The 9,759-nt window shown below is 41.6% G+C and carries 13 protein-coding genes and 1 pseudogene; 5 read left to right on the top strand and 9 right to left on the bottom strand.

From position 1 onward, the window contains the following. Together JaK3_RS10625 and JaK3_RS06870 are read left to right on the top strand one after the other, a co-directional pair. Positions 1-231 (top strand): annotated as a pseudogene (locus JaK3_RS10625) (acetyl-CoA C-acyltransferase); the annotation flags it as partial. Positions 232-258: 27 nt separating this feature from the next. Further along, positions 259-711 carry a DUF2147 domain-containing protein gene (locus JaK3_RS06870; protein WP_068322610.1) on the top strand — a complete coding sequence of 151 codons (453 nt, stop codon included), beginning with the start codon at positions 259-261 and terminating at the stop codon, positions 709-711. A 7-nt stretch (positions 712-718) separates the two neighbouring features. Here the strand turns inward: JaK3_RS06870 and JaK3_RS06865 are convergent, their stop codons facing one another. Further along, entirely contained in the window at positions 719-1,273 is a 555-nt protein-coding gene (locus JaK3_RS06865; RefSeq protein ID WP_068322606.1) for a phosphorylase family protein, read from the bottom strand. Between the two features lie 11 nt (positions 1,274-1,284). Here JaK3_RS06865 and JaK3_RS06860 point away from each other — a divergent pair, with 11 nt between their 5' ends. Beyond that, complete coding sequence (locus JaK3_RS06860; RefSeq protein WP_068322603.1) at positions 1,285-1,803, top strand: adenine phosphoribosyltransferase; 519 nt, start codon at positions 1,285-1,287, stop codon at positions 1,801-1,803. Here the strand turns inward: JaK3_RS06860 and JaK3_RS06855 are convergent. From JaK3_RS06855 to JaK3_RS06820, 8 genes are all read right to left on the bottom strand, one after another. Further along, positions 1,800-2,081, bottom strand: coding sequence for a YqjK family protein (locus tag JaK3_RS06855; protein WP_068322600.1), 282 nt, complete (start codon positions 2,079-2,081; stop codon positions 1,800-1,802). The two genes, JaK3_RS06860 and JaK3_RS06855, sit on opposite strands and share 4 nt — an antisense overlap. Further along, positions 2,078-2,446, bottom strand: a complete 369-nt coding sequence (locus JaK3_RS06850) for a phage holin family protein (protein ID WP_068322597.1) — start codon at positions 2,444-2,446, stop codon at positions 2,078-2,080. Before JaK3_RS06850 ends, JaK3_RS06855 begins: the two co-directional genes overlap by 4 nt. Before the next feature lie 6 nt (positions 2,447-2,452). Next, positions 2,453-2,794 (bottom strand): ElaB/YgaM/YqjD family protein, encoded by a 342-nt coding sequence (locus tag JaK3_RS06845; protein WP_068322593.1) that lies wholly within the window; start codon positions 2,792-2,794, stop codon positions 2,453-2,455. A gap of 54 nt (positions 2,795-2,848) precedes the next feature. Continuing rightward, entirely contained in the window at positions 2,849-3,775 is a 927-nt protein-coding gene (locus JaK3_RS06840) for a prohibitin family protein (RefSeq protein ID WP_068322590.1), read from the bottom strand. Next, positions 3,775-5,421, bottom strand: a complete 1,647-nt coding sequence (locus tag JaK3_RS06835; protein WP_068322588.1) for a cyclic peptide export ABC transporter — start codon at positions 5,419-5,421, stop codon at positions 3,775-3,777. The genes JaK3_RS06840 and JaK3_RS06835 overlap by 1 nt, the downstream gene beginning before the upstream one ends. Positions 5,422-5,447: 26 nt before the next feature. Then, the gene (locus JaK3_RS06830; RefSeq protein WP_068322585.1) at positions 5,448-6,344 is read right to left on the bottom strand and encodes a YcjF family protein; all 897 of its coding nucleotides are present in this window, start codon (positions 6,342-6,344) and stop codon (positions 5,448-5,450) included. After that, positions 6,341-7,111 (bottom strand): ParA family protein, encoded by a 771-nt coding sequence (locus JaK3_RS06825; RefSeq protein WP_068322582.1) that lies wholly within the window; start codon positions 7,109-7,111, stop codon positions 6,341-6,343. Before JaK3_RS06825 ends, JaK3_RS06830 begins: the two co-directional genes overlap by 4 nt. A gap of 85 nt (positions 7,112-7,196) precedes the next feature. Further along, the gene (locus JaK3_RS06820) at positions 7,197-7,703 is read right to left on the bottom strand and encodes a YcjF family protein (protein ID WP_068322579.1); all 507 of its coding nucleotides are present in this window, start codon (positions 7,701-7,703) and stop codon (positions 7,197-7,199) included. Positions 7,704-7,886: 183 nt separating this feature from the next. Between JaK3_RS06820 and JaK3_RS06815 the strand changes: the two genes are divergently transcribed. Both JaK3_RS06815 and JaK3_RS06810 read left to right on the top strand, forming a co-directional pair. Next, positions 7,887-8,192 (top strand): MbtH family protein, encoded by a 306-nt coding sequence (locus tag JaK3_RS06815; RefSeq protein WP_338091692.1) that lies wholly within the window; start codon positions 7,887-7,889, stop codon positions 8,190-8,192. A gap of 71 nt (positions 8,193-8,263) precedes the next feature. Further along, positions 8,264-9,759 (top strand): condensation domain-containing protein (locus JaK3_RS06810; RefSeq protein WP_150114234.1); only part of this gene is annotated, 1,496 nt, incomplete at its 3' end.

Here is a 9,759-nt window from a genome sequence, read left to right as displayed (position 1 = left end):
GAGGCTTTTGCAGCTCAGTCTTTAGCAGTCATTCGCGATCTTGGTTTAGATCAAACCAAAGTCAATCCGCTAGGAAGTGCCATTGCCCTTGGTCATCCATTGGGGGCCACTGGCGCGATTCGTGCTGCTACTGCCATTCATGCCTTGCAGCGACGCAACCTTAAGCATGCGATGGTAACAATGTGCGTTGGTACTGGCATGGGCGCTGCTGGAATATTTGAGCGCTGCTGATGACATGATTACTAATAAGGAGACATCATGAATACAAAACAATTACTGGCTTTATCTGCCTACTTCATTGTATTTTCCAGTACCGCTTATGCGCAAACAGATCCTGCTATTGGGGTATGGAAAACAATTGATGACAAAACCAATCAACCTGCTTCTTTAATCAAAATTGAGCAGGTCAATGGCGTGCTTGAAGGCACTATTATCAAAACATACCCAAGACCAAATGAAACACCCCTGGTTAACTGCAATCTCTGCAAGGATGATAGAAAAGATAAGCCGATTGTTGGCATGAAGATCATGACGGATCTAAAGCAGGATCAACCCGGCGTATGGTCTGGTGGAAAAATCCTCGACCCCAAAGAAGGTGAAGTCTACAAGGTCAAAATTGCGACTGAAGATGGCAAGAAGATGGATGTCCGTGGCTATATCGGCGTTCCATTACTAGGGCGTACTCAAGTTTGGTACAAAGCCGAGAAATAAGCTCGCCTCATAGAATCTGGATAAGTCTTTCTAGAAAAAGATCTTGCCCGTGGTGGACTTTAGCGTGCCAATCATCACCAGAGCTCTCATTGGCATCATCAGTAATGTACTTAAATGATTGCCATGGAATTTGGTGATCATGGGCAACGGCAGCAATCGCAAATAACTCCATATCCACCACATCTACTCCTAGGCTATGCAACCATGGGTCATGTGCCGTGACAAAGCTATCGCCAGAGCCACAGACAAATTGCCCGGTAGATAGATATTCTTGTGGTCTTACACAGAATGGCGTGCTACCACGAGGCGATAATGGCTCAGCTTGCATATCGCGCTGAATCACCTTGCCGATCTCCAGCAAGCCATGTAGTTCGGGTTTGATTTTTCCAGCGGTACCAAAATTCAAGATTCTCTTAGGCGAATATTGATTAATTGCTTTGATGCTGGCGATAGTTGCATTAATTTTGCCAATCCCCGTGTAGATGATCTCTGCGCCGCTAGGCAAAGCTTCACGCTTGAGCTCGGACTCTAATGCGGTAATAATGAGTAGTTCTGTTTTCATATTGGTTGGCAATGAATTTATTAGATTATCTACCCGGAGTTCCTGACTTTCCAAAACCAGGGGTTCTCTTTAGGGATATTTCTCCCCTGCTTGCCAATCCAGCCGCCTTTAAAGAAGCTATTCGTCAGCTAGATGAGATTGCCCAGCAGTTTGATTACACCCACATCCTGGGTATTGAATCGCGGGGTTTTATCTTTGGCTCTGCGCTAGCTCACCACGCTCATAAGGGCTTGGCGTTAGCCAGAAAACCCAACAAACTTCCCTTGGCTAGTCATCGTGAAGCCTACGGTCTTGAGTATGGAAATGATTCTCTAGAAATTCAGCAATCCACCTTACCCAAAGATGCCAAAGTATTGTTACTAGATGATGTTCTAGCTACCGGTGGAACATTGATTGCGGCTGATAAGTTAATCCGTTCGGCTGGCTTTGAAGTCAGCGGTGCAATTACCTTACTGGAGATTACCTTCTTAAACGGCAATGAACTACTAGAGCAGAATCGTATTCGCCATCAATCTGTTTTGAAAAGCTAGATGAGCTTTTTAGCACTCTTTACTATTTTCATCGCGCCCCAACCCACCGCTAAGACCTTGCTTGCCAGTTTTGGCTTGTAATGCGCAAGCGCTGCAAATGCGCTAGTCCAAAGAATAGGGTTGCTCTTCAAGAATTGAACCGCATCAATTCCTTTATCAGCCCAAGAAAGCGGCTTTTCCCAAGCCTCAAAGTGTTCGGCAAAAGCCTTGCGCTCTCGACTAGCCTGAAGCATTAGTTTGTGTTGACGATGCTCTAGGGCCTTTAGCTTATCCTTCATTTTGAGAGTGCTTCGCGATCCTTAGCCAATTCAGTGATTGAGGCCTCAAATAATCTCGGCATCTTGCGCAGTGACTGAGTAACTAAGAATGCCAAAATCAACCCAACCGATAAGAATGCTGCGGTTAACAAACCAAGAGCTATCATTCGGTCTGTTTCCCAGCTATAGATCACAATCAATAATGCCAACATCACAAAGCCAAAAAATAGAAAGAATAAAGCGCTAATAATCATCACTAACAAGCTAATGAATTTACTTCTAGCTATTTGTACATCAAGCGATAAAAGCTCTAAACGCGTTTGAGCAATGGATGCTCCAGTAGAGGCTAGCCCCTTGATGGATGAAAGTAAGTTTTCTTGAGACATGAAGTGTTAACGACGGCCAATAAATAAACCAATGAGTAAACCCAAGCCTGCCGCAACACCAACAGCCTCCCATGGATTGCGATGGACAAAGTCATCCGCACCGTCAGCAGCTATCTTGGCTTTATCTAGCAACTTACCTTCAACGCCAGAAAGACTTTCTTTAGCACCAGCCAAAGTTTCGAGAGCTTTATTACGAATAGAGCTAATCGCCTCTCCTGGATGATCTTCGGTAGCTTTGATTAAAGCTTCAGCATCGGCCATAAGAGACTTGAATTCACTAATCAAACTTTCAGCACCCAAACTGGAATCTTTATGATCAAAAGAATGTTCAGCATTTTTATGGCTCATTAAAAACCCCTCAATAATGTGACATACAAATTATTGCATTAGGAAGGCAAATGTTTAATTGCCCTTTCCAACCTTAGGCGGAATTATTGTTTTGTCCATATCGCCTAAAACCAATGGTAGACCTGTTGGTCCGGATCCAAAAATGATAATTTTTGAGTTATTTGACGTTGCTAAACTTTGAGTAGCCTCAACACCCCTCCAGCGGAGATAATTATCAGATAACCCAGGGCGCACAATATCTTGAAATTTACGAATACCTTCAGCTTCGATTTCTTTTCTTTGCGCTTCTTGGCGTGCGGCCTCCAAAATATATTTATATCCATCAGCTTTAGCAAGCTCAACCATTTTTTTCTCAATCGCTTCCTCAACCTCTTTAGGGAAGCTGATGTTTGTAATCTCTACATCGCTGATTCGAACTAGCTTAACGCTTTCAAGACCAGGAGGGCTAATGTTGTCGACCAAAATTCTGTCTGATGTAATAGCAATTTCCCTAACAACTTTTTGTATGTCTGACGTGAAGGCCTTGTCGGAAGAAAAGCTACCAACCCTGCTTCTGATGATCGAAATAACTTGTGGCTCAACTACTTTGTGCAAATAATCAGGGCCGATGTATTTGTGAAGCAAAGGCAATGTTCTGGCATCAATTTCATACTGATATACCACTTTGACTTTTGATTTGAGAAGGTCCGATGTAAGAACCTCCAACTCAAGGACTTGATTCTGTAAACGTGCATCATACTGGGTAAATGTATTCCAAGGAAAGACAAAATGTACGCCTTCCTTGAAAATTTCATTCATATCTACCCCACCCCAAAGAGGTCGATAAATAACCGCAACTTTACCAGCAGGGACGATATTAACGACTTTTGGCCACAACAAAAGCAAACTTCCAACGCCAATGAATAATGCTAGCGAAATTTGAATTAAATATTGATTAATAATGCGATCAATATATGCGTAGAACAATTTAACGTATTTCATTAGTCATCCAAATCCTCAGATAGCACTCCATCCTTAAATGAAAGAATGTAATCTGCAGTTTTAAAATAATAGTCGTCGTGCGTAATGGCAATGATTGTTTTACCCATAGCCTTCAATTTAGGAAGGATATTCTTATAAAACTGCCGCCTGAATTGCGGATCTTGATCTGCAGCCCACTCGTCTAGAACGATAATGTCTCGATTTTCAAGCAATGCTACCAACAAAGCAATTCTCTTTCGCTGACCAGTAGAAAGTTGAATATGAGAAAACTCGCCATCATCGATAGAGAATTTTTTCTCAATTTCTAGTAGTTTTTGCAACGATAGTATATCTTCCTCGGAAACATTAAATAAGCCATATAACTTTGTAAATAGATAAAAATCGCTGAACACAACCGTAAAAAGATCACGATAAGAGCTTGATGCTGGCTGTTCGATCTTGATATCGTTTACCGAAATGTAACCACTACTAGGTTTATATAAACCGGTCAAAATCCGCATAAAGGTAGTTTTGCCCGATCCATTGCTACCCTTAATAAAATAGAGTTGTCCAGCTTTAAATTCATAAGATATTGGTCCAAGAGAAAATCCTGTTGAGTTTTTATCTTTAAGGTGATCGTAAGTTACATCATGAACCTTTAGGGATCTAAACTGATCTATATCTATAACTTGCTTGTTTTCAACAGATTGCTTGGCAGTCTTTGCCAGCTCATCTTGTAACTCTAAAAGTGATTTGGCGGATGCATTTGCTTCCGATAAAGCGGGAATAGTCTGAATTAACCCAGACAACTGACCAACCAAAAAAATTCCAGCGGTAGATGCAGCAACAACAGATTCGGAAAAACTCTCCGAGAGCATTGGCAAAATGAAAATTAAAATACCAACAACAACAAACATTAGTGTTTGCAGATAATTGAAAAAATTGGTGATGCCCACCAAAGAATATGTCTTTAAGTTGCTGGCAACTAGAGATTCTTCCACCATGTCAGCAGTAATGTCTCGAGCGCGCTTTGAGTGCATCTTAATTTCCTTGAAACCGCTCAAGAAATCACCAAACAACTCAAATACCTCACCTTCCTTTGCCCAAGCTGCACTCACAGAGTCTTTCACCCCGAGAATGAAGCGAGACGAGACAACGAAAATAATAACTGCCGCCATGAAGCTGATACAAAAGGCCATCCAAGAAATGGTGGCCATGTAAATCGTTAGGCAACTCAAAGTTGCCGCCGATTGGCACATCATTACCAAGATTGGAATTGATTGAGATACAACTTGAGTATCCCTCCCCAATGATTGCATGATCTTAGCTTTGCCAATGTGATCAATAGTTTGTAAATCAGACCTGAAATACTCTCCCAGGATACGAATCTTAAATTTATGAATTAAAAATTGAGCGCTTCTAATATTGTCTTGATTAGCTTTTCTGGTAACCAACAAGAAGAATGTCAGCACAGCGGCATAGAGGAAAAATTGTAAAAATACAGACTCACCCTCAGCCACTTTAGCGGCAGACATATTGATCAATGAGATTAAAGCGGTATTAGCAATCCCTACAAAACAAGCAAGCCAAATGAGGTGCTTTAAATCACCTGCACCCTCAACCCTCAAAAACTCAACCACCTCAGATTTTGAGAATAGTGAGGTCATTTTGTTATCGTTAATCACGTATTGCCTTACCTTGGGTCAATAAAACGACGAGTGAAGTTCTCGCTTTTAAATGCTTTTTTAGCGCTCTCATATGTATCTTTGAAACTTACACCTACATCATGAATGTTGAAATCAACTAAAGACCCCTTTTTTTCAAAATGACGCACAAAGACGGATCCTAGAGCAAAGGTGCTTGCATAAGACATCGCAGGCTGAACTGCAACGTAGAGCAATTTCCCAAGATAGGGGATATTCTTAATAGCTTGCAGTCCAACAGTGTGAGACAAACCTGTGGTGACATTGCTAGCAATCAAACTGCTAATAATTGCACGAGCGCTCTCTTTCTTAAAAGGGACCCCATAAAGTTTGCAAAGCTCAGAAATCATTTTTAACTGAACTCCAGTAACTGCTACAGTATCCAAAAAGTTCGCGGGTACGAGTCCCGCAACGATAGACCACTCAGCATACTTGCGAACCACACTTTCTGAAGACTCTCCAGAAACTTCTTCAATAATGACTACCTCATCAGTAGTGGTGATTTTAGTTGGCTGTATTTTTTTCCCTCTTTTGAAGAATGATTGATTGGCGTCACTACCCAAGGTTGATGAATTTGATTGATTAAAAATCTCCTCGGCAGACTCACCACTAACCTCAACATTAATTAAGTTACGCTCACCCATGATGATGCGGTTAGCGGCGGCCTCAATTCTGGATGGAGCCGCTTCTTCAAAAACTTCCTCAGCGGCGTCTGCCTTACTTTGGTCAATTTTATGTGCACTTTTTTTAGTAGCCAATTTTGCGCTTTTGTTAGCCGCCGATAAATTTGTATCGCCTAAGGGTGCAGTCGCCTTATCACCCTGATCGACATTTTTAATATCATCTAGAGGATTTAGGTTAATGGTAGAACGTTTACGGGAACTCATTTTGCTTGTAAATCCAATGTATCAATAACCTCTTTTGTTAGCAAACGATAGTCTGCGGCCGCTGGCGATGAAGACTTATATGTCATGATGCCCTGCTTGAACGAAGGAGCCTCGGCTAAAGAAATGTTTTCACGAATAAATGAAGAAAATACTTTATTGCCAAAACTTCCTTTCAGCAACTCAACAACATCTTTTGCATGCTTTGTTCTCAAATCAACACGCGAAGGGAGATAACCCAAGATATTTATCGAGGGATTTAGAACATCTTTCACATCATTTAGCGTATTAATTAATTGACTCACACCAATCAAACTCATGACATGTGTTGTCACGGGCACGAGCAACTCATCTGAGGCGGCAAGTGCATTCAAAGTTAATAATCCAAGGGTCGGAGGGGTATCAATCAACATCACATCCCATGCCGAACTATTTGCTTTTGATAGTCTTCTTTTTAAAAGCGTTTCGATGGCCATTTGCCCGGCTAATGCTTTCTCAATCTGGGAGAGCTGCTTTGAGGCAGCAATTACATCAACTCCCTTCATTTCAGTTGTTGAAATGACATCCTCCAAAGGTGTATCGTCAACTAACAGATCGTAAGCACCTTTAGATTTATCTGCGGCACCAAGCCACTGCGTAGCATTTGCCTGTGGATCCAAATCCACTACCAAAACCTTCAACCCCTGCTCTGCTAGGCCACACGCCAAGTTCACAACAGTAGTAGTCTTGGCACAGCCACCTTTTTGGTTTGCCACGACAATTTTTTTCATTACAAAAACCCGTTCAACTTATTCGACCGCAAAATAAATAAGCCCACCTGTAATACGTGGGCTTATTTGATTAAAGGTAATTTAATTACTTCTTGACTGCTTTTTTAAATTCTTCTTTTAAATCAGCCTTAACAGATTCAGCGCTGAAGCTATCAGCAGTACCGCCGCCTTCGAAATGCTTAACCATTACCTTGCCAATTGCATAAGTAGCAGCAACAGAAAAGGCTGACATTGAAACAAAGCCGAATAAAGAACCATAGCCAGGGAACATTTTTGCTGTAGAGCCAACAACAATATCAGCACCAATAGCAGGAGCCAATGTGCCACCCAACACTGTAATTACTGAGCGAAGTTTTTCTTTGGTGAAGCCTGAACCATAAACCTTTGCAATATCATTCACTAATTTTGCTTGAATGCCACCAATAACTAACACATCAACGTTTGGCACAGGAATTAATGCTGCTCCTACACTCCACTTCGCTGCATTTGAAATAAGCTTGCTTACTTGATCTAATTTGTCAGAAGTCTCTGGAGCTAAGTCCTTAACTTCTACATCTGAAACATCAGAAACGTTAGTTGCTGAGCTGGTCATAAATTTATTCTCCTATTGTGCGATGAGGGCATTAGTCTGCATATTTGCTCCCTTGCAGATTAACATAACTAAATTGCAAAAAACCTTTGAATTTTATTGTCAAAACTTTGTTTTAGACAATTAAGCATGTTTTTTCGTCTGTAATGCACCATTATAGTGCATAATGTGTAAATCCCCCATCAAATGCAAACATCACAGAAAAGAAAATTAGAAAAATCGGTAAAATTCACAAAATACTTAAAAATTCTAAAAATGAACGACAAAACAAGCAAAACCCCAAATAATTCAGGAGATGGCCTCACGATAGATGGCGATCACTTCAAAATCCTTATCAACAATGAAAATCAACATTCGTTATGGCCAGCTCTAAAGACAACACCCAACGGCTGGACTGAGGTTGGATTTTCAGGTTCTAAACAAGAGTGCACCAAGTATGTGGATGACAACTGGAAGGATATGAGACCTAAAAGTCTTACAGCGCAGTCCTAATTGATATTTAGAGGCGCTATATCCAATCGAGCAATGCTTTGCATTATCTCGACTTCGCCATTTTTGGTTCCATGAATACTCAAACCTCCAATCTACCTCAGATAAATGACACATTATCGAATGAGATTTATCCGCTAACTGGAGCGCAAAAGAACGTTTGGTATCACCAACAACTGGATCCAGAATCATCTGTTTATCACATTGGTGCAGCGATCACCTTTCATGGCAACTTAGATGCGCAGAAGTTGAAGTGTGCATGGCAAAGGGTATTTGAACACGTAGACACCCTTCGTCTAAGCATTGTTCTGCAAGACGGAATTCCCTACCAAAAGATCGCCCCCTTAACTCAGCTCAACATTGAATCGCGGGACCTCCGGTCCGATCACAACAAAGAAGCGAAACTCAATGAGATATTAAGCCATGCCCTAAAGGCGCGGATAGACTATTTTCAATCTCCCTGCTTTAGGGTCGGCATTATCCAAGTATCTGAAACAAATTGGGTTAATTACTTTATCCCGCATCACCTCTTTATTGATGGTGCCGCTCGCGCCAGCATACTCCAGCTTGTATCTCAGGCATACGACAATCCTTTGCAGGAATTGCCAGCATTAGTTTCCCTGCCCGAAATAGTCAAATTAGATTCGGAATATGTTGACGGCGAGAATTATGAGAAAGATGGTAACTATTGGGAAAAATCTCTCGCATCCTTGGAGGCCCCAGTCAGCATCTCAACCGATGAGCTTGGTCCAGCCTCACTCAGTTTCTACTCAACCATTAAAACAACATTAACTCGAAAAAAATATGAGCAACTCTCCAATTTAAGCAAAGAGATCTGCGGTAGTAGAGCGGCAATTTTCGCTACCGGTTTGATTCTTTACTTATCTCGGCTATGCAACCAAAAAGATCTATGTATTGGCCTGCCAACTTCCGGGAGAAATAAAGAGCTAGCAAGCTTCCCAGGGATGATGGCAAATATTTTGCCCCTGCATCTTGAATTAAATTTCGGCTTTACTGCGAGAGAATGTATTCAGTTAGTGTCGCAACAGATTAAGGATGCAGTCGCGCACAGTCGCTATCCTCTTAGTCAAATTTCAAAAAGCCGTCGCAAATATGGCTTGGGCGATCCTTTTGCTGCAGTTCTCAATTTTCAAAGTTTTAATTTTGACCTCAAATTTGCAGGCGTAATAACTGCTGTTGAGCTCCTAAATTCCGGCCCGATATCAGATGTTGCACTTCAAGTCCTTGATCGGCAGAATGGCTTGGATGTTGAATTGATTTTCGACTATAACCCTGAGAGATATACATCCGTTCAGGCTCACTCCTATCTAAACAATCTTCGTCATGTAATAACTGAGTTACCGAATTTTCTAGACCTACCTATCGCCTCTATCCCGCTACTTGAGCCCAGCGAGCTTTACTCGGTTCTAGAAATCAGCGGCCGATCAGTTACTAATCCAAAAAACTTAGATCTCACCCTCCCTGAGCTATTTGCTGCCCAAGTGGCTAGAACACCAGAAGCGATTGCACTTGTTTATGAAGAGCAAAGCCTCACTTATGCGCAGTTAGA

Source organism: Polynucleobacter yangtzensis (genome assembly GCF_001595965.1).
Lineage (GTDB): Bacteria > Pseudomonadota > Gammaproteobacteria > Burkholderiales > Burkholderiaceae > Polynucleobacter > Polynucleobacter yangtzensis.
Note: the sequence above shows the minus strand (reverse complement) of the source record. Positions and strands in the feature narration are given on the sequence as shown.

Coding starts and splice junctions, on each gene's coding strand:
- JaK3_RS06870 (WP_068322610.1), top strand. CDS start 259: ATGAATACAAAACAATTACTGGCTTTATCTGCCTACTTCATTGTATTT.
- JaK3_RS06865 (WP_068322606.1), bottom strand. CDS start 1,273: ATGAAAACAGAACTACTCATTATTACCGCATTAGAGTCCGAGCTCAAG.
- JaK3_RS06860 (WP_068322603.1), top strand. CDS start 1,285: ATGAATTTATTAGATTATCTACCCGGAGTTCCTGACTTTCCAAAACCA.
- JaK3_RS06855 (WP_068322600.1), bottom strand. CDS start 2,081: ATGAAGGATAAGCTAAAGGCCCTAGAGCATCGTCAACACAAACTAATG.
- JaK3_RS06850 (WP_068322597.1), bottom strand. CDS start 2,446: ATGTCTCAAGAAAACTTACTTTCATCCATCAAGGGGCTAGCCTCTACT.
- JaK3_RS06845 (WP_068322593.1), bottom strand. CDS start 2,794: ATGAGCCATAAAAATGCTGAACATTCTTTTGATCATAAAGATTCCAGT.
- JaK3_RS06840 (WP_068322590.1), bottom strand. CDS start 3,775: ATGAAATACGTTAAATTGTTCTACGCATATATTGATCGCATTATTAAT.
- JaK3_RS06835 (WP_068322588.1), bottom strand. CDS start 5,421: ATGACCTCACTATTCTCAAAATCTGAGGTGGTTGAGTTTTTGAGGGTT.
- JaK3_RS06830 (WP_068322585.1), bottom strand. CDS start 6,344: ATGAGTTCCCGTAAACGTTCTACCATTAACCTAAATCCTCTAGATGAT.
- JaK3_RS06825 (WP_068322582.1), bottom strand. CDS start 7,111: ATGAAAAAAATTGTCGTGGCAAACCAAAAAGGTGGCTGTGCCAAGACT.
- JaK3_RS06820 (WP_068322579.1), bottom strand. CDS start 7,703: ATGACCAGCTCAGCAACTAACGTTTCTGATGTTTCAGATGTAGAAGTT.
- JaK3_RS06815 (WP_338091692.1), top strand. CDS start 7,887: ATGCAAACATCACAGAAAAGAAAATTAGAAAAATCGGTAAAATTCACA.